Origin of the sequence: Cedecea sp. P7760, assembly GCF_013386425.1 — a bacterium.
Classification (GTDB): Bacteria; Pseudomonadota; Gammaproteobacteria; order Enterobacterales; family Enterobacteriaceae; genus Cedecea; species Cedecea selenatireducens.
In genome coordinates, this window is record NZ_JACARU010000001.1 from 40,552 (window position 1) to 58,561 (window position 18,010).

Annotated in this window: 18 protein-coding genes; 8 read left to right on the top strand and 10 right to left on the bottom strand. The window is 45.2% G+C overall.

The features are described from left to right. Positions 1-4: 4 nt before the first annotated feature. From trhH to HX778_RS00220, 4 genes are all read right to left on the bottom strand, one after another. Positions 5-1,420 carry an IncHI-type conjugal transfer protein TrhH gene (gene trhH, locus HX778_RS00205; RefSeq protein ID WP_015062998.1) on the bottom strand — a complete coding sequence of 472 codons (1,416 nt, stop codon included), beginning with the start codon at positions 1,418-1,420 and terminating at the stop codon, positions 5-7. Beyond that, entirely contained in the window at positions 1,410-2,456 is a 1,047-nt protein-coding gene (locus HX778_RS00210; RefSeq protein ID WP_015062999.1) for a thioredoxin family protein, read from the bottom strand. Before HX778_RS00210 ends, trhH begins: the two co-directional genes overlap by 11 nt. Positions 2,457-3,071: 615 nt before the next feature. After that, positions 3,072-3,584: a hypothetical protein gene (locus tag HX778_RS00215; RefSeq protein WP_015063000.1), complete on the bottom strand. Its 513-nt coding sequence runs from the start codon at positions 3,582-3,584 to the stop codon at positions 3,072-3,074. 5 nt (positions 3,585-3,589) lie between these two features. After that, positions 3,590-4,387, bottom strand: a complete 798-nt coding sequence (locus HX778_RS00220; protein ID WP_176981022.1) for a trhR — start codon at positions 4,385-4,387, stop codon at positions 3,590-3,592. A gap of 668 nt (positions 4,388-5,055) precedes the next feature. Here HX778_RS00220 and mobI point away from each other — a divergent pair. From mobI to HX778_RS00260, 8 genes are read left to right on the top strand one after another with little or no spacing between them, the layout of a single operon-like run. After that, positions 5,056-5,541 carry a conjugative transfer protein MobI(A/C) gene (gene mobI, locus HX778_RS00225; RefSeq protein ID WP_015063002.1) on the top strand — a complete coding sequence of 162 codons (486 nt, stop codon included), beginning with the start codon at positions 5,056-5,058 and terminating at the stop codon, positions 5,539-5,541. Next, a complete protein-coding gene (locus HX778_RS00230) occupies positions 5,538-6,260 on the top strand; it encodes a hypothetical protein (RefSeq protein ID WP_015063003.1) in 723 nt (240 codons plus the stop codon). The genes mobI and HX778_RS00230 overlap by 4 nt, the downstream gene beginning before the upstream one ends. 10 nt (positions 6,261-6,270) lie before the next feature. After that, on the top strand, positions 6,271-9,306 hold the full coding sequence (gene mobH / locus HX778_RS00235) for a MobH family relaxase (RefSeq protein WP_015063004.1): 3,036 nt from the start codon (positions 6,271-6,273) through the stop codon (positions 9,304-9,306). Beyond that, positions 9,306-11,390: a conjugative transfer system coupling protein TraD gene (gene traD / locus HX778_RS00240; RefSeq protein ID WP_040113316.1), complete on the top strand. Its 2,085-nt coding sequence runs from the start codon at positions 9,306-9,308 to the stop codon at positions 11,388-11,390. The genes mobH and traD overlap by 1 nt, the downstream gene beginning before the upstream one ends. After that, positions 11,390-12,493 (top strand): hypothetical protein, encoded by a 1,104-nt coding sequence (locus HX778_RS00245; RefSeq protein ID WP_015063006.1) that lies wholly within the window; start codon positions 11,390-11,392, stop codon positions 12,491-12,493. Before traD ends, HX778_RS00245 begins: the two co-directional genes overlap by 1 nt. Further along, positions 12,480-13,142: a DUF4400 domain-containing protein gene (locus HX778_RS00250; RefSeq protein WP_015063007.1), complete on the top strand. Its 663-nt coding sequence runs from the start codon at positions 12,480-12,482 to the stop codon at positions 13,140-13,142. Before HX778_RS00245 ends, HX778_RS00250 begins: the two co-directional genes overlap by 14 nt. A 12-nt stretch (positions 13,143-13,154) precedes the next feature. After that, positions 13,155-14,336, top strand: a complete 1,182-nt coding sequence (locus HX778_RS00255) for a S49 family peptidase (protein ID WP_040113315.1) — start codon at positions 13,155-13,157, stop codon at positions 14,334-14,336. Position 14,337: 1 nt separating this feature from the next. Further along, positions 14,338-15,066, top strand: coding sequence for a nuclease-related domain-containing protein (locus tag HX778_RS00260; protein ID WP_176981023.1), 729 nt, complete (start codon positions 14,338-14,340; stop codon positions 15,064-15,066). A gap of 32 nt (positions 15,067-15,098) precedes the next feature. Here HX778_RS00260 and HX778_RS00265 read toward each other — a convergent pair whose 3' ends face one another. From HX778_RS00265 to HX778_RS00290, 6 genes are all read right to left on the bottom strand, one after another. Beyond that, complete coding sequence (locus tag HX778_RS00265) at positions 15,099-15,458, bottom strand: hypothetical protein (protein WP_015063010.1); 360 nt, start codon at positions 15,456-15,458, stop codon at positions 15,099-15,101. A gap of 87 nt (positions 15,459-15,545) precedes the next feature. Further along, on the bottom strand, positions 15,546-15,860 hold the full coding sequence (locus HX778_RS00270; RefSeq protein WP_015063011.1) for a hypothetical protein: 315 nt from the start codon (positions 15,858-15,860) through the stop codon (positions 15,546-15,548). A 266-nt stretch (positions 15,861-16,126) separates the two neighbouring features. Next, positions 16,127-16,267, bottom strand: a complete 141-nt coding sequence (locus HX778_RS00275; protein WP_154591402.1) for a hypothetical protein — start codon at positions 16,265-16,267, stop codon at positions 16,127-16,129. A 537-nt stretch (positions 16,268-16,804) separates the two neighbouring features. Beyond that, on the bottom strand, positions 16,805-17,041 hold the full coding sequence (locus HX778_RS00280; protein WP_032610472.1) for a DUF905 family protein: 237 nt from the start codon (positions 17,039-17,041) through the stop codon (positions 16,805-16,807). Between the two features lie 45 nt (positions 17,042-17,086). Continuing rightward, positions 17,087-17,632, bottom strand: a complete 546-nt coding sequence (locus tag HX778_RS00285; protein WP_032610473.1) for a hypothetical protein — start codon at positions 17,630-17,632, stop codon at positions 17,087-17,089. An 81-nt stretch (positions 17,633-17,713) separates the two neighbouring features. After that, a partial coding sequence (locus tag HX778_RS00290) for a hypothetical protein (RefSeq protein ID WP_176981024.1) occupies positions 17,714-18,010 on the bottom strand: 297 nt, incomplete at its 5' end.

Below are 18,010 nucleotides of genomic sequence, written 5' to 3' on the forward strand. Positions count from 1 at the left end.
GACCTCAGTTACCTGTGCCACGAAGACTTTCCATGAACGCCTTCCTCTTTAATCGGCGATCATCCCATGCTGAAATGACATCAGAGCTGTTACCTACCTGGCTACGGGTGAGCTCGTAAGCTGCTTTTACCTGATTGCTAAGGTTTTCAGATAACCGAGTCAGGTCCTGCCGCCGTCCGGAAAGTGATTCACTGGGGATATTCATAGCGCTGATCTTTGCTTCAACTTGCCGAAGCATGTTAATGACAAGGCTGGTGGCCGCTATTGCACTGATATCCTGGATATAGGCATAGCCTTCAGGGACATCAAAAGTCTGAAGAGAATCAAGAATTGTTGGGATGCCGATATAAGAAATAATGCGTAATTCATCATCAGAGATCCTGACATCGCTGATTGCCTTTGTTTGAACCTGAATTAGGAGGTCTGAAATCGTATCCTTCAGTCCTTTGAAACCACCATCCATCACTTCAGACATAACCAGGCATTGCGACTTTCTCGCTGAAGCAGGATCGGGTACAGGCGAACATTTGAGCATTTTTATGGAGCCACCAGCCGGAGGACCCATGATGAAATCCGATACCGTCATCGTCGATGGACGAACTTCCATCCCCGCTTTTTCACCTTTAGCATCCCAGTTGATAATCACAGTGCCGACAAGCGACATCAGCTGCTCTGCGAGTTTGTAGCCAGATAATTCAGTCACGCCACCGATATTCATAGAACCTTTATCGATGTCCATAAATGACATATAGAAAAGGTTTCCACTGAATTTTTCAGCAAACTCTTCAGGGTCTTTTGCTTTTACCTGGGAGGTCACAGTTTCTGGCGACTTGGTCATTGATGAACCGAAATCAGGCAACAATCCATTAAGAGTACCAAGCATTGAAGCTGGGCCGGAACTGACCGCATTCGCATACTGGCTGGGTGGTCCAACATTTTCAGAAAGAAACGAGTAAGTAGCGTTGCAGGAATCTTTGGCAAATTTGTTCAACGCCTGCAATTTGTTCTGGATATCATTAATAGTCGCAGCACAGTCAGCACAGATTGCCGATACCGCGACATTAAATGCATAAATCGCGGCCCCCTGCGCGATACCGCGAGCAACCTGCACCAACTGATCTCCGTTAATCATACTGAATGAACCGAGGAAAACATCGATGCCGTTACAGCCGACGGAAGCTTTGGGGAAAGACATTGAAACTAAATTGGTATTCACGTTTGTTGTGCGGTAGGAAAAAGAGCCGCCAACCACACCGGTACGGGTGGCCGTTTCAAAACTGGCCGGGCTGGTTGTCGTCATCATTCCATTAAAAATATTACGCATGGCGTTATCGGCACCGGCATTTGGTGCAATCATCGCCGTGCAAACGGCTAACGACAAAAGTAACTTTTTTGCACAAACATGGAGGTTAGCGCGCATATGGGCCTCCTAAACTGCCACCAACATTCAAGTAGTTCACAGGGTCCGCTGTAGGCATATCGTACCCTTCCAACTTCTGGTCCATTATTCGTTGCAATAAGAACGGGTCAGATTCCATTTCTGATTTATTCACTGTAATTACGCCATCCTCACCAATGGTATATTGGCGCTTAATATCTAACGTGGATTGGAATGAGGCATCATCAATCAGGTTCATGCCCTTTGCAGCCAGAATAATAGTATTCTTGAGCTCCTCAGCAGTGATCATACCTTCGCTAATTCGTTGCGCTGATGACCCGTCTTTCGACACAAGGAAAATAGTTGGCACTTCGCGGATTTTGAATTGATCAATAATCTGCGCATTAGGGACAGAGAAATCCTGGAACAACCCATTTTGTAATGGTCTGCCATCCATGCTGACAGGGAGAATGTCGACCGAATAGTAATTCTGCATAAACTGGAGGATTTGACTTTCTTCGTGGCAGAACTCACAGGTACTCTGGAAAAAGAAAAAGAGCCCGGATCTTGTGAAAATATCTTTCATTACCGTCTGCTGGTTTTTTTCCACAACCGTACGATGTGCATCCAAGGCAACCTTCTCAACCGGCTGTCTTCGTTTTTCAGACATCATTGGATTTTTAAGAAAATAATCTTTCGACTTATCCGAAAATCGCGTACCGATATCCAACATTAAACGTTGCGCTGTATAAAACCTCGATAAGTTTTCAGGGGTCGGATTATCCATTGCCTGAGTCAAAAGCCGGGGCATATTGTCCTTTAGCCACTTTGAATTAAGATCAATCTTTTCTTCTTGTACTGGCTGGGACGAAGATGCAACAGGAGGCGTAGTCTCATTAATTTCTTCCTCAGTTTTCCGGGCTGGGTCGTCATACCAGAAAAAACCTTTCTTAAAGGCTTGTCCTGACACAAATGGGGTGTCTTTGATAAGGGTCTGGTCTTCATTTGCATGGACGCCAGTTATAAACAAAGACATCAGCACTAACATCTTTGAAGGCAGTAACGTTAATCGAGTCATTCACCGATCTCCTCATGGAATAGAGGTATGATGGCATAAAAAAAATCACCGGGAGTTCGATAACGGAGTAGATTTCATGCGTTAAAAAACCAGAAATGTGACGCCGACAAAGCCCCAAAAACGACAGTTCAACACAGTGTCCCGGTAAAGACATGGTCTGTAAGAGAGAAATGGATTAATTATATGACGGTACAGTAATGCAAATTCGCGTTGTCATTCAGACAACACTATCCAGATTATGAACGATCCCCGTACTTTGCTGGTTAACGCATAAGGGAATTTATACTTAATTGAATACCTATAAGAAACGAAATTGGCAGGCGCATCATAAAATCTGGACTTTTCAAAGACCGTAATGAATCAAAGAATGGCAATTCATGTTAGTTATACTTACAGAAAATGAACGTTGGAAGGATAGAGCAGACAAAAAAATACGGATGGTAGTAATATTTAACACAGTATGTTTTAGATACGTCAGAACGGAAGCCGTCTGAAAATAAACAGCAACATGAGGAACCATGTGTAACGGTATGCAAGCCAAAGATTTAATAGATAAAGACGACGCAGTCTTTAGATTTTTGGTCTCAGCTTAAAACCACTCACATAAAGTAATAGCTAATCTAACTCCTCCTGAGAATATCTCGCTATTGCAGAGACCGTTGACGACAATCTGCACCGAGGGCAATGAGTATCATTGGTATACGGGACAATGTAAGGCCGCTTGCATTTCGCACAAGTTTCGAGTTCCTCTATTTCTTTCATTGACGTGAGGATCTCAATGATTTTATTGACCTCAGGGGCGCAGACGAAATACCCAAGGTTATGCAGCACGCTCATGATTCGGTTGAAGTCAATATTGCGGAAGCTGGATTCCGGATGAATAGGATCAAAACCGAAGTAATTTACCGCGACATCAATAACCGCAGAAAATGCTCTGCGGTTATCCGAACGACGACTCCACCCTCGAATACCTTTTTTAACGTTTTGTTGAGGTTCCGATCTGAAATCAATATTTTCTGCAACATGGCTTCCATAAAGAATTCTTATTGAGTTTTTATTCGCACCAAGTGACATCGTTTTTGTAGCGCTCAACAACATGTTAGCTTTAGTTTGATCGACTTTAGCCATTTTTATTAATCCTTCAAGAGCACTTTATTTGCCAAAGAGTTGAACACATCCTGACGGTGGCATGTAAACATAGTGTCGTAACGCAATAGTTCCATTAAGTCGTCACTAACTTTACCCAAACGAATGTCGGCAGATAATTCGTATGCCCAGGCAAACACCTTAGATTTTAATGTTGCACTATCATCCCCCAACCCCGGTGTAAAGGCAATTATTCGTGGGAATAGAACGACATCGTTAATTGCTTTGAGTGATGACACACCAACATCTTTTATTGCATCTACGGTAGCAGGCTTTAATCCAAAAAATATAATGACAAACTCAGGTGCAAGCATTGACATAAAGAAGATCTGCATAAAATAATCATTTTGTATGTCTACACACTTGGAGCGTAACTGCTGAATTTTGCTCGGATTATAACAATCTTCCTGCCCATTCAACAAAGTAACTTTTTCCCCTGCATTGTAAATGCCGAAGTCAGTATCGTCACTGTCATATTCACGGATAACGTTAGTGTCACCATCAACAACGGCCATAAAAAATTTATCCCACGAGATCTCTTTACCTAAAGAACGTGGAACGAGGAAACTTCCGGGACGTGTTTCAACTTCGAATGCATTATCAGCCATTGCCCCAAACCCGGTTCCAAATAGACGGCGTTGCAGGAGTGGAGACCCTGTTTGATACATAGAAGATCCGTGAATAGGCAATAACATTAGGAATGCACGGTAACTACGAATAATCGAAATCTCGGTACGTAATAGTTTACCGAGTAGGTTACGCGTTATGTTATCTGATTCTGACATGTGCGGATTGTCCTTGCGTCAATACAATTGTACTAATCTTCTACATGAAATTAAAGTTTGGTTTTTGAATGATGAAAAGTAACTTTTGGAATTTTAATACTGCCTATTTGAGTCTTAAAACTAACCATTCATCCATTGGCCTTACTTGTAACACTTTTTGACCAAACTAACCAGAATTTTATCAAAAAACCCTGCGCTTGCTAACGAAATTTTAATCGCTTAAAAAAATAGCAAAGCCCGAATCGTTATCGGCATTAAGCGGCAATAACATTAGCGAAAAAAGCGATTCAGGATGAATATTTTTCCGATTGATTAACATGACTACTACATAGGGTCACTTTTTTTAAAAGTGGCACTATGCGCAAAAAACATAGGGTCACTTTTGTTTAAAAAGTGGCACTAGATATATGTATAACTTAGTAAGTAAAACAGCACTTTTCAGATCACGGTCTCAAAATACCCATGGCAGAAAAAGTTACTTTTCTGCCGCGCTTAAATGCGCCCATCTCAGCCGTTCCCGTGTTCATCTGGAGCTGCGCACTATCTGTATTCCTCACGCCTCCGAAGCCCCACCTCAAAATTCTCGATAAAAATCACGGAAAAAAGTCCTGTTTGTGAAAAAAAAATAAAAACCACTTCGGTATAGTGATTTCACATCAGGAGGTCACATGTCTAATTCGAAACTAATAAAGTCACTAGAATTATCACGCAGTTTGATGCGTTCACAAATCGAGGTTCTGCGGGAGGCAGCTGAAGACCTTTGCACAAATTACTGGATCGAGTGGAAAGAACGGAATCATCTGGAGATTAATTTACCCCGGCCTAACAATACGCTAAAGCGTGAGTATCTGGGTTCGTATGCGCCGAAAATTGAATTAATCGGTAATGCCAAAAAAGTTACAATCACCTGGCATAAGTTCAGCCCGTTTAAAACCAGGTCTCCCAGTCATATGTCGAAACGGATTTCTGCGATGAAAAGCGGAAAATATTCGAAAAGCTGCTTTGTTAATCATGCCTTCTGGGAATATGAAATGATCGAAAAAACGGAGGGAGTACTAGAACCCTACAGAGAATTACTTGAGTTCTATCATACTGCGTATATCGAACTGGGACGCAAAATCCGTAAATACTCAAAATCAGAGGTGGCACAATGACCGACGTAACAATTAATGAAAGCAAGCAGAAGACACCTGATGTAAATGCCCGCTCCTCTCAGACTCCTGAAGATAGCCGAAGAGCCACGCAAAGTAAAAATGAACATTACGGCATGGCAACAGTAACTATTACTCCAGGCACGCCAGACTTTAACCGATTTCTTACGGCACGGAATCGTTCCGTAATAAGAGGCTTTAATGATGTTAGCATTGCTATTTCATCATTATTCAGGACGGTTAATGCGGTAAAACACCCTGAATTGGTGCAGGCAATTCAGGACTGGTTTAATGAATTGCACGACGAAAACAATTTGATGAAGCAGAATCTGGAGGCCCACATCGCCACTATTAAGGTTGATGAAAGTGATCCATTCTTCTCATCAACTGAGTTTTCTCCGTTCAGATTTGAATCTGTCCAGTTAAACTTCAACAACCAGAACACGATGCGATTTTATAAGCACATCTTTGAAATGAACAACCTTCTGACCCAGATGTATAAATTCAACTCTCTGGGTCAGCTGCCGGTTAGCGATTACAACGTAATGGCGCACAATATTATCCGAAGTCTCAACATGTATATCGAACGGGTCAAAAAAACACTTAACGTGTCGCGCCGTGTAAAAGGTTCTTACAGTCCTGATGAGTTTATCGAAAAGGTAAAACAGTACAAAAGCGTGCAGGCATATATTGCTGCGGAACTATCTGGTAAACGCCAATAAGGATTATTTGATGAATTTCAGGGCGCTATTCCTAAGTATACAAAGAGTTTTAGGCATCTTCTCCAGTAGGGAGAATGATGTGGCTGAGTTAATGATGAAGGATGTTTCGAGTCTTTCACCATTTGCTCAGATTATAGGGGATCAGAAATACACTGTACCGGATCACCCGAATCTTGAAGTCCTGAAATTCATTGAGTACCCAACTCGGCCAGCTGGGATACAAACGTTTAATGAGCAGTCTATTCTTTCTCTTTACAGAGATAAACTGCACTCAATCTCTATGATGCTGGCAATAAGTGATGGAGACATCCGTGAGGATGCCTTTACCTTCACCAATCTGGTTTTAAAACCATTGATTGAATACATCCGTTGGATTCATTTACTTCCTGCTTCAGAAAACCACCACCATAATGGTATTGGCGGATTGTTGTCACATAGCCTGGAAGTTGCAATGATTTCTTTAAAAAATGCCAATCATTCTGAATTGCGCCCAATTGGGTATCAGGATGAAGAAGTCATTCGCCGAAAAGTATATCTCTATGCCGCTTTTATCTGTGGCCTTGTGCATGATGCCGGAAAGGTATATGACCTCGATATAGTAAGTCTGAATCTGAATGAAACTTTAACATGGGCGCCAAGCTCGCAAAGCCTGCTTGACTGGGCACGTGAAAACAATGTTGTCGAATATGAAATACATTGGCGAAAACGCATTCATAACCAACATAATATATGGTCAAGCGTTTTCCTTGAGAGAATATTAGATCCGGTCTGTATGTCATTCCTCGACCGAGTCAAAAAGGAGCGCGTCTATGCAAAAATGGTTACGGCACTGAATGTCTATAACGATGGCAATGACTTTCTGTCCAAATGTGTAAGAACCTCAGATTATTATTCAACGGGAACTGACCTTAATGTATTGAGGGACCCGATAATGGGTCTGCGGTCGAATGATGCTGCGGCAAGAGCAATAGGTACCATTAAGCATAACTTCACCAGTATTAATATTAATAACTATAAATCCAAACCCATGCACATCATTATTGTAAACGGTGAAGTTTACCTCAATGAAAACGCCTTCCTCGACTTTGTACTTAGTGATTTTGCGGCCCACAAGTTCAACTTCCCACAGGGGGATGCAGGTAAAACTGTACTAGTAGAGTCGCTGGTTCAACGGGGTTATGTTGAGCCTTACGATGATGAGCGTGTGGTTCATTATTTTATTCCCGGGACATACTCGGAAAATGAAATAGCCAGCATCTTCCGAAACGGTATCGGTAAGCTGGAATTTTATAATCTCCTGAAACTTCGCTGGATCGGGTTAATTTTTGACTCATATAAAATCCCGGATTCTGTTCCGGGCCTCTTCAGCGTTAATGCAAATAAAGATTTCATCTATATTGATGAACAGAAAACTGTAACAGAATACAGAAGGCCGGTCCCGGGTCGTGAGTCTGTTACCAGAGTAACGGACACCGTAAGCGACGCCATTGAAGATACTCCACAATACGGACTCAAACTCGTGAACGGCCCTGATGCCGACAGTGTCAACGGTAAAAGCAGTGAAAATACTGAAGCCATCACAGAAAGTGTGGAGGCGGCTGGCACGGATAAAGCAACCGATATTATTGATCCGCAGGTTACTACGCCAACAGATACAGCCGGAACAGGCGGCTTGGATGAAAAGGAACGGGTAGAGGAACATGAAGAGCAGAGTCAGATGCGTCTGGTCGAGCAGCTGCATGAAATGCTTCTGAGCGCCCCACTGCCCCACAACGCAGTCATTAATATTGATTCCGTACCTTACCTTAATCTCGATGCTGCTATTGCGTTAATCCCTGGTATTGATGAGGCGGCATTTTGTGATGGGCCCTTTTTCCAGCTGACGTACCGTGATGGATCACTGGATGGTATGTGGATAGTCCGTGACGTAAACAATCTACGCCTGATACAACTGGGGGATAACTGTGCTGGTATTCAGGTGAGCACCTCGGAACCCCGAACCACTTCTACGCTGAAGTCGCTTTTTGATACGTCAATGTACCAGCCGTTGGATATCCCTGAAAGTCCATCATTAAACGAAGCGGTTTCGCCCCCACAAACACCGCTTGATCTCCCTCCGGCGCGACTGAATACCCCCCAGGCTGTAGAGGCCAACTCGGTAGCTGAACAGATTAACGCCCACTCCGAACCGGAGACCGTCACTGCTTCTGAGTATGAGCAATATGGCCACCTGCTGGAAGAAACCCTAGATAGCGATAGTGAGGCATATTCTGACTTTATAGTCGCCGACAACTCTGTGGTTGAACCCCCCCAGCCTGAGGCGAAAAATAGCGATGTCGCCGAATTCCATGATGAAACAGACCAGGTCGTTGCGCCCGGTAAATTGAATGATCCTGAGGATACCAGAGAGCCACCAGCTCCCAATACAACCGGGAAAGAAGTAATTTTAACAAGTCCTGTGTCATCACAGGACCCTATAAAATCGGAACCCGCCGGGGAGAAAGCGAACCATCTATCTCCGGCCCTGGCTCGTCTGTTTGCGGTAAACACTCAAGCAGAGAAGAAGCATGAAAATCCGCCGGTCACGACTCCAGTGAAAGAAGCCTTTAATCGATCCAACTCTGCCACAGTTCAGGCTCCTATTGCCGTTGACCAACCTGGTGCAGAAGAAAAGGAGACACTGGAAGATTTTACCCTGCTAAGTGGCGGTGAAGTTACAGAACTTGAATACGTCGAAATTGCCACAATGCTTCACCACATTCTGACTAAGTTATCTGGGTCGTTTAAAAGAAAGCGGAAAAACCGATTCATGGTTTTGACCCAGAACACCTTTTTTCTGACCCAGTCATGTGTTGAAAAATACGGGACGCAGTTAAATGCGCCTGAGCTTTTTAACCAGCTTCCTCAATACCAGGTCACCTCCGGCGCCATAGTCAATACAAAATGTTTCGCATTCAACATGCCAACTCTGGTAGCCGCATCCGACCGGGCAAAGGTCGATATTGAGTTAATCATTAACACACTTAAAGATGTAGGGAATCTATAATGGCAAAATCAAAAAGGACCAACCTGCACGCCCAGGAAAACTTTTACAGGCCGATATTGGAGTACAGAAGTGCCTCAGTACTTTTAATTTGCGCCATAATAATGCTGTTTATGGGGTTTCGATCAGATGGGTTGAATATTGCCCCCATCATTTTGTATACCGCTGCCTTCATGCTTTTGGTTTGTTTGTACCGCTGTAAAACGGCATACCCTTATTTGATGGCGCACTGGCGCGTGTTTCAGCGCCAGATTATGTTTATTAGCCTTAAATCGCTCAGGTCGATCAACAAAAGTAACTTTTTCTCTAACGAGCGAAAGTACCGCCAGCTGGTACAAGAGTATAAAAAATCCAACCGTCAGGTACCGGACAGAAAAACCTACTTCTGTAACGGCTTTGAATGGGGTCCCGAGCATGCAGATCGCGCGTATCAAATTGCCAATCTCTCAAGCGATAAAAGAGAGATAGCCCTGCCATTTGCCCTAAACCCCATAGCGCGGCATTTTGAGGCGATGGCCAGATCCATGGGTGGCAGTAACGCCATTTTTGCTGTTGATAAACGGGCGCCAATTTTTGTTACCGAAGATAACTGGTTCGGCCATACCCTCATTACCGGAAACGTCGGTACCGGTAAAACAGTCCTTCAGCGGTTATTGAGCATCAGTATGCTGCATTTAGGCCACGTCATTGTGGTTATTGATCCAAAGAACGACGCAGATTGGCGGCAGTCACTTATGGATGAAGCGGCGGAACTTGGGTTGCCATTTTATAAGTTTCACCCTGCCCAGCCTTCTTCTTCAGTGTGTATTGATGTCTGCAACGCTTATACCAATGTTTCGGACCTCACCTCACGCCTTCTTAGTCTGGTTTCGGTTCCCGGGGAAGTTAACCCATTCGTACAATATGCCGAGGCTCTCGTTTCAACTGTGATCACCGGTCTGTCTTACACGGATAAAAAACCGTCGATATATCTCATTCATAAAAACATGAAAAGCCACATGGCAATCCTGAACCTCACCGTAAAAGTTCTGGAATGCTGTTATGCACGGCACTACGGGCCCGATGTATGGATGGAAAAGGTGAAATATTCTTCGAATGATACTCTACAAGTCCGCTTTAAGCGCCTTGTTGAATGGTTTTCTGCCCACTTCTTGAATTATGAAGGTGCCGAGCCCATTGATTGGATTGATACCGTCGGCCGGTTAGTAGATTATTCTTTGTCTGATCCTGAGCACATGTCAAAAATGACAGCGGGTATTATGCCGCTGTTCAGTCGTCTGACCGAACAACCACTGAATGAATTGCTTTCGCCGTCACCTAATTCACTCACTTCGCGTGAAATAGTCACTTCAGATGGAATATTCAGTACCGGAGGTGTTCTCTATATCTCGCTCGATGGTCTTTCCAACCCGGAATCCGCCCGGGCTATTTCGCAGTTGATAATGTCAGACCTGACGTCCTGCGCGGGTAGTCGCTATAACTCTGATGATGGTGATATGTCCTCACATTCAAGGATCAGTATTTTCGTCGACGAAGCACACTCCGCAATCAACAATTCAATGATAAACTTACTCGCTCAGGGTCGTGCCGCACAAATTGCATTGTTTATTTGCACGCAAACCATTTCCGATTTTATTGCAGCAGCAAACATTGAGACTGCAAATCGTATTACGGGTCTGTGTAACAATTACATTAGCCTGCGGGTAAACGACACCCCAACGCAAACGCTGGTTGTAGAAAACTTTGGTAAAAGTCCAATTAGTACAAATATGGTCACGTATACGACAGGATCAGAAACCACTTTGCCGCATAATAACTTCTCTGGTTCGATATCAGAAAGAAAGCAAACAACGCTGGAAGAAAGTATTCCGAAAGAGCTTTTAGGCCAGGTTCCAAAATTTCATATTGTGGCCAGACTTCAGGATGGTCGTAAAGTCGTCGGGCAGATCCCGATTGCCGTAAGTGAAAACTCGATGAGACCCAATACAACATTATTGGAGATGTTCCTGAAACCCGCCGGAAAAGTAACTTTGCGTCAGAATGTGGGTTTAGACTATTTAAATAAACATCTAAGGAAATTGCATTGATGGACGAGCAAATTACTCTGACACAAAATCAAATTTTCAGTTCATCTCTGAAAGTCAGTAAAAGCCGTTCGCTTGTTAAACGGCGTATGCAGTCATTAGGCCTGAAGTTTGCCGATTCGCAGGATGTTCGTGACCGTCTGGCAGGGATTGAAAAAGGTGCTTTGAAATCTGTGGGGCAATTTTGCCATGACAACGATGCTGAGTCTTTATCAGCGCTGGCTATTATCCTTTCCGAGCTTTTTCTGCTCCAAGGGGAACTGTCCACCAGCAATGAATACGGTGACCATGAAACAAGTTACTGGTCCGTAGCTCAGGGACCTTGTGATGAATGGGTTCAGTCTCTTCTTACGAGCGAAGACGGACAGCGAAAATTTATTGGTTTTCGCATTACATTCGACAATTCTGAAGAGCGCCGCCGCCTTGTTGATAAAAATTCAAAAATGCTGGGGAGTTATTTACTTCCCTATTTTGTCAATTTTACGAGTGCTGCATCGGCGTTTATTACGCTGCCTGACAGCGTCACGTTTAAACAAGTACAACGCAATAAGCCACTCATTCACCCTGAAACCACATTAAGTCACATTCTTACCATAGAAGACTCGGCGTTTCTCTCTCGTATCAAATTTAAACTAATCTCGGCGATTGACCGCCTGCCCGACCCGACCGGGCTATATGCCAATATGTTCAACCACATTATGGACCGGGCACTATTAACACACCTCGACCGGGAGCAAATTGATAGCCCTTGTGTGTGCAAAAAGGTCATCTCAACCTACGCAGACACCATGCTAACGCTCCCGGTATTTAATACAGGGATCACCGGGAGATACCGACACTGGACGCCCTGGGGGATTAATTTTGTTGAGTTTAGCCGTCAGGCTGCAAAGGAAAAAGCCTGTGTCTATGTTCCTGAACCCGGTCAAATTCATTGGAAAAGTCCGGAGCATAAGGAACTGGCTGAGTTCAGCCTGATCAACCACATAATCCCGCAGCAATACCACTGGTTGCTGGGTGTGCCAACAATCTGGCGAAGCCACTACCGCGACCATGGCGACCGATTAGACTTATTCAGGGAGTGGAGGGACGCAAATGGCTGCGGATAATTCTGCACGGGCAGTATTCATCAGAGGACTGCTTTTTTTAGGGATGATGCTTTATCTTATTTATAGTCTGGGCTTCCAGAATACTGACGATCTAAAGCAACAAATCACTCAGGAGGTGAACGCCAGTCGTAGCCTCATTTCTAATGACCGGTGGTTGTCGGTTATTGCAAATAGTGAAGCTACTTTGTCGACTCTGATTAATGACTATAAGCTGATCGAATATCTGAATACGATACTGATCCCGGAAACGACGAAACCTGCGCGTGGGCTGAATTACGTTGCAGAGAAGATGTCATCGGTAAACTACACTGTGGCAAAGAATCTCCCCTTGCTCATTTATCAGTCCATTTTCCGCTGGAATCTGATACTCGGCTGGCTGATTGTGTTTTCACCTTACTTAATTGCTATGCTCGCTGACGGCATGTATCAATGGAAATTAAAACGTTACGTTTTCGGTAATGTAACCGTTCAGTTTTACAGGATCTGGTTCAGAGCCTTCTGGATAATTGGTGCATTAACCTTTGTTTACCTCTCAATGCCTAATATGTCTCTTTTTAACAATATCGCTCAACTGTTCCCCCCTGTCGCATTGCTGATATTGGGAATTGCACTCAACCGCTTGTGGTCTAACTTTCAAAAACTTATGTAATAAGGTGGTCAGATGTTTAACCGTAAAAATAAGAAGTCACCTGCCAATATCAAAGAATCGCTTGATGAGAACGCTGACCGTTTTTATAAGATGTTCCGAATCCATACCACCTCAAAAGTGGTTATTTCCCTTCTGGCATTAGCAGCAGCAGGGGTTTCGGCCTTTAATATTTACGATAAGTATCAGGAATCAGAAGGACGAATGGATCATATTGCCGTCGTGCGCATATCGGGAGAAATGGGCACCGGGTCAGAGGCCGGTGACGGTTCTGTGATAGCCGCAGCACTGGCAAAAGCGTACAACAACCCGCATGCCAAAGCTGTCATTATCGAGGCGGAGTCAGGTGGTGGCGGACCTTCAGACGCGATTATTATTTATCGCCAGATTAATGCACTTCGAAGCCACCAGCAGAAGATTGAACGTATTTCACATGCGGAATCCGCAAGCAAGACCCGTAATACGGGTGATACCAGTGCTTCACGCTCGCAGGACGATATCAATGCCGAACAATCGAAACGCAATACCCTGGAGGTCCTCTCCGCCGGGAGTGGCCGTTTCATTGCCGATATGGAAACCAGCTATAAGCCTATTATCGTTAGCGTCAAAGGCATTTGTGCTTCAGCGTGCTACTACGCCGTGTCCCCTGCTGACGCCATTTATGCAGATAGCAGCGCTCTGACCGGCTCGATCGGCGTACGAATGGATCACTGGAACCTGTCCCGCGTCATGGATACGGTCGGTGTTAAAAATGAGCCGCTCACAGCAGGGGAATTTAAAGCTGCACTCGACCCTTATCATCCGCTTTCCGAGGCCACCCGGGATTTTATGCAGAAGCAAATCCTGGATTCCATGCATGAAAAATTTATTTCGGACGTTGAGCAAGGCCGGGGTTACAAACTAATTAGCCGCCCGGAGGCAAATGCTGTCGCTCTGTATTCCGGCCGGGTATGGACAACGCAGCAAGCAATCCAGTACGGTCTCATCGACGGTGACCTGACACCAGTCGAGGTCCGTTCGCGTCTGTCTCAAATGTATTCGACCACTACATTCAAAACGTACAACGAGCCGCAACGATCGCTTCGCTCCGCGCTCGGTATGTTAATGAGCCTGTCAACCAACATCGAAACGCTGGCGGGCACAACCTCCCGGTTACTTGATTCTGTTCAGGCCACCAGCTATCCGACGGTGAAATAAGATGGACGTGATCCTGATGGCGTGGCGGGTGATAGCAATAAGTATTATTGCCCTGGTACTCATTGTGCTTTATTGCTTGATGGGATTCGTATCGTCAGCCATTGCTGAACGCAGGACGGCCAAGCAAATTGAAGCGTACCTTCCTGATGATGCAGAAGGCCTTCTGAGCGATTTAACTCTGCCGGTTAGTGCCACTGGCACCACGCAGATTGATCACGTCCTTATCGCCTCTCATGGGCTCTACGTCATCGAGCAGAAGAACTATGCTGGAAAGCTCTATGGGAAGCTGGATGAAAGCCACTGGCGAAAATGGAAATCGTCAGGGACACTAAAGTTACAAAACCCGTTCAGGCAAAACTACGGTCACATCAAGGCCATTCAGTCTACATTACGCGCCAGCGAACTGGAGTGTATCAATGTTGTCATCATTAACGGGCCCTGCAAGTTTGAAGGTGAGAAGCCAGACTGGCTTTGCATGGGTATGGGTGATTTTGTTCGGAAAGTCACTGAGCGGCGCCAGTTAACTGTATTCAAGCCTGAGGCAGTAAGTTATATCCGTGGGGAGCTGAAGTTAAAGAGAAAGCCTCCTGGCCTTTATACTGATCTGGACCATATCCACAACGTTACCACCAGATACAAAACAACTATGCGATTGGAGCAGCGTATTACCTATAACCTTTTGCGCTTTCTTCGGCATCTACCGGGTAAAATATTCGGTTCGACAAAGTAAAAAAAAGCCCTGCTAATTTATGCGGGGCTTTTTTATGGATTCAACACCGGAATATTTTGCCATGCTTCCTGCATAATTTGCATGACCTCCCCAATGGGTAGCGACGGCCATAAGACTGTGTCAGTCATGATTACGCCAACCGGCTCACATTCAATGGGAACCAGAATTAAAATCACACGAGTCCCTTTAACCTGATACGCAAGATTAACTACCGCCTGTCTGTAGGTTGCCAGAACACCAGAACCGTACTCCGCTGGTTTGCTGGCCCAGTTCCGTACCAGAGCATAAGCCTGCGGCATATAACGATTATCCAGAACGCCCTGTGGCCGACGAAAAGGCACAATATCATCGGAGCGGTAGATAGTAGTGGTGGTTACGTTGGCCGTTGTCATTATTAAACTCCTCCCGTCCAACCCTATTAAATCTGAATGAATAGGGTTCAACTAACAGTTCCTAGTCGTGAAAACTGGCTAGTGTAGCTAGAATTTTTGTTCCATTTGTTGAGCTTCAAAATCTCTCGTTGCCTTCAATAATGAAGCGCCACTGTAGTACTCCGGTTCAGTAATATCATCCTCTTTATTCAACCATTGCGAGGCTGATTCATTGCCTGTCTTAACTGTACTCACATCGCTGCCTTGGTATTTGGGCAACATTACGGCATCCACTTCTTGATAAACGCCATTGCGTTTCACCAGGATTTTAACCGCTTTCGCTTTGCTGCGTTTTTCGCGCACTTTATTAACCAGATACAGCACGACAATCCAGCCTACCAGTACGTAAAGAAAAGTATTCATAATGCCCTCCTTTGTATGTGTCCATTATACCAGGTTCCGTCCCAGCCCAAATAGGTTCGGTGCATGAAAAATAGACTTTCCCGCTTGAATCTGCAAATCACCTCCGGCGTGCCTTTGCTGCCCCGAGAGATATTTTCTTTCCGGATGCGTCTGACAGATTCAGAAAAGGTACTTTTCTGCACGACGGATTTAATTTAGATTCTCTGACTTCACGCCCCACCAGCCAGAGCCCACGGCCGCAACCTTTACGAAAAAAACCGTCAAAATTACCAATGTCGATAGCTCCCCACCAGCGGACGCCTGCGAACAGCATCAATCACCACCACCCCCACATCCGCCACCAGCGTCACCACCACCCCCACATCCACCATCACCGCCTGAGGTATCGGGGGTAAAGAAGGAACCATTTCCGTCGGCAATCCCCCCTCTCTTACTATCCTGCGTATACCGACGCCCTTCGGTCTGGGAATGGCAAAGTGCCTTTTTATTACGGGCTCTCAAAAATAGACAGCAGAAAAGACATACAACCACATAGAGGGTTAAAACAATATGGAGAATCATAAGCACCAGTGAAATCCTGTGAGTCATCGTTAATTGTCTGAGTATTTATATCAAAGTCCCTCGCGCTTAATTTTTGCTAGCACGTCCCTTTTCTCTCGATCGCGAATTAAGATGGCTCAGTTCAGTTACAGACGACACACCGCAGGCATCCGCCAGGCATATCTACACGCAGGTCGGGAGGTCACGACGATTTCTTTCCGGATGCAAGATACCTTTTCAGTTCCCCGGCGCCATCTCGGCACCGGGCGAAACCATCTGCATGCGGGTCAGACTTATACCACCAGCTGTGGGCCCCGGGCAGACCCAGACTCCCTTCCCCGTTTGCCAGCACTGACAGCTGAGTCCATAAAAAGAAACCCGGAGTTACCGGGTTCTTGTGCTGATCAGCTGGCCTTCAGTCCGTGGCTTTGCAGGTGGCTATTGAGCGCATCATAGGCATCGGGTTCATAATTCCAGTTACGCCAGATCAGCTGGCGATCGTGGTCGCGATGATTACGGATGGCAATCTGGAAATGGCCTGCTGGCTGGAGGTTTTCGATAAAGACGTTCTGGTAACCGGCGGCAACGGCGCGGGCTTGAGCCAGTGATAACGGTGATTCGTTGCTGAAAAATCCGCTCATGGGCATTTCCTTCATAATGGCCAGGCCTGAGCCTGGCACTGGGTGTCAGGCCACAAGGCGTTTCGCGAGTTTAACGAAGTGATCTTGGTTGTTGTAGAGCGGCATCTGATAGGCCCGGTCTGAAATAAACATCCGGATCTGGTCAAACGTCATGCCGCAGTTAAAGCCGGTTTCGCTGACATTAGCCCGGGGAAAATCGGCGCAAAATTCGTTTAACACCTTCTCATGGACAATGCCGATATTAAGGAGTCCGGCAGGTCCGTTATCACGGAAAGACACCACCCGGAATGCACCGTACCAGCCCGACTGGCAGAAGAAGGTAAACGCCTGGTTCGCAAGTCCGTTAAACAGCTCGTAACGCAGGCTGGCACTTAGCGATTGACTGTCCAAGCAGTACACACGGTTGATGAAGACGCCTGGGTCGATATTTGCAGGGGTCTGCCCGTAAGCAATACACGGCATAGGCATTTCCGCAGTGTCTTTGTTATCACCAATTACTTTATATTGGGTGGCGATGATATCCGCCAGCATTGATCCACCAAGTGTGTTAATTGCTGCGATGTCGTTAATCTGAATATTAAGATTTTTCATATTTCACCTCGTCGTTTTTTATTATTATTCCACAATCGGTTTCGTGGCTAATAACCTGAAGTGAAATATTTAATAAATAATTCAGTACGACAGACACAAGCCGGTTGACCGTTCAAAAATGTCCTGTAAATGAATACCACAGACATCCAGATTAAAGCGGACAAGCTCTGCTTCATTATTTGAAGTAGAAAATAAATAAAAATCAAATCCACCTGTATTATCATCTTTGAAAATTCTGAAGGAATTATTATCAACAGCGTCGGCCAGTTCAACGTGAACGCCATAGCGCACTTCACCGTCGTCAAACTGTGCAATTCGGCGCACAGATTTAAGACGGACAAATTTCGACAGCTGCAGCTCGGGCGCCTGGCAAAACGT

Bases quoted from the DNA above. Each gene is read 5' to 3' on its own strand.
- trhH (WP_015062998.1), bottom strand. From the start codon at position 1,420: ATGCGCGCTAACCTCCATGTTTGTGCAAAAAAGTTACTTTTGTCGTTA.
- HX778_RS00210 (WP_015062999.1), bottom strand. From the start codon at position 2,456: ATGACTCGATTAACGTTACTGCCTTCAAAGATGTTAGTGCTGATGTCT.
- HX778_RS00215 (WP_015063000.1), bottom strand. From the start codon at position 3,584: ATGGCTAAAGTCGATCAAACTAAAGCTAACATGTTGTTGAGCGCTACA.
- HX778_RS00220 (WP_176981022.1), bottom strand. From the start codon at position 4,387: ATGTCAGAATCAGATAACATAACGCGTAACCTACTCGGTAAACTATTA.
- mobI (WP_015063002.1), top strand. From the start codon at position 5,056: ATGTCTAATTCGAAACTAATAAAGTCACTAGAATTATCACGCAGTTTG.
- HX778_RS00230 (WP_015063003.1), top strand. From the start codon at position 5,538: ATGACCGACGTAACAATTAATGAAAGCAAGCAGAAGACACCTGATGTA.
- mobH (WP_015063004.1), top strand. From the start codon at position 6,271: ATGAATTTCAGGGCGCTATTCCTAAGTATACAAAGAGTTTTAGGCATC.
- traD (WP_040113316.1), top strand. From the start codon at position 9,306: ATGGCAAAATCAAAAAGGACCAACCTGCACGCCCAGGAAAACTTTTAC.
- HX778_RS00245 (WP_015063006.1), top strand. From the start codon at position 11,390: ATGGACGAGCAAATTACTCTGACACAAAATCAAATTTTCAGTTCATCT.
- HX778_RS00250 (WP_015063007.1), top strand. From the start codon at position 12,480: ATGGCTGCGGATAATTCTGCACGGGCAGTATTCATCAGAGGACTGCTT.
- HX778_RS00255 (WP_040113315.1), top strand. From the start codon at position 13,155: ATGTTTAACCGTAAAAATAAGAAGTCACCTGCCAATATCAAAGAATCG.
- HX778_RS00260 (WP_176981023.1), top strand. From the start codon at position 14,338: ATGGACGTGATCCTGATGGCGTGGCGGGTGATAGCAATAAGTATTATT.
- HX778_RS00265 (WP_015063010.1), bottom strand. From the start codon at position 15,458: ATGACAACGGCCAACGTAACCACCACTACTATCTACCGCTCCGATGAT.
- HX778_RS00270 (WP_015063011.1), bottom strand. From the start codon at position 15,860: ATGAATACTTTTCTTTACGTACTGGTAGGCTGGATTGTCGTGCTGTAT.
- HX778_RS00275 (WP_154591402.1), bottom strand. From the start codon at position 16,267: ATGGTTCCTTCTTTACCCCCGATACCTCAGGCGGTGATGGTGGATGTG.
- HX778_RS00280 (WP_032610472.1), bottom strand. From the start codon at position 17,041: ATGAGCGGATTTTTCAGCAACGAATCACCGTTATCACTGGCTCAAGCC.
- HX778_RS00285 (WP_032610473.1), bottom strand. From the start codon at position 17,632: ATGAAAAATCTTAATATTCAGATTAACGACATCGCAGCAATTAACACA.